Here is a 533-nt window from a genome sequence, read left to right as displayed (position 1 = left end):
ATGCCCTGTGGAATCTGGAAGAGCGCGGCCGCATGTTCGTATCGCCCAACGACAAAATCTACGAAGGCATGATCATCGGCATCCACAGCCGCGACAACGACTTGGTGGTGAACCCGCTCAAAGGCAAAAAGCTCACCAACGTACGCGCCAGCGGCACCGACGAAGCCGTTCGACTCACCACGCCGATTAAGCTCACGCTGGAAAGTGCGGTGGAATTTATCGACGACGACGAACTGGTGGAAATCACCCCCAAACCCAACCGCCTGAGCAACCGCTACCGGAGCGAACTGGAGCGCCGCCGCCACTTTAAAAAATTGGACGAAGGCTACCTGAAGAGTCTCAGCCATATCAGCAAAGGCTACCTGTAACCCTTCTGCCGGTTTTCAGGTAGCCTTTTCATATCCGCCGAAGAATGCCGCAGAATCGGCTATAATGCCGCCGTTTCCAATTCTTGATTTCAGGGAAGGCATCATGAGCGATTTTCGGCAGGATTTTCTGCGCTTTGCGCTGGAGCAGGATGTGCTGCGCTTTGG

Annotated in this window: 1 pseudogene; it reads left to right on the top strand. The window is 54.8% G+C overall.

Annotation, left to right across the window (positions count from 1 at the left end):
• A pseudogene (locus CYP26_RS09635) lies at positions 1-368 on the top strand (hypothetical protein); the annotation flags it as partial.
• Between the last annotated feature and the right edge of the window lie 165 nt (positions 369-533).

The organism is Campylobacter concisus (assembly GCF_002913225.1).
Taxonomy (GTDB): domain Bacteria; phylum Campylobacterota; class Campylobacteria; order Campylobacterales; family Campylobacteraceae; genus Campylobacter_A; species Campylobacter_A concisus_J.
Note: the sequence above shows the minus strand (reverse complement) of the source record. Positions and strands in the feature narration are given on the sequence as shown.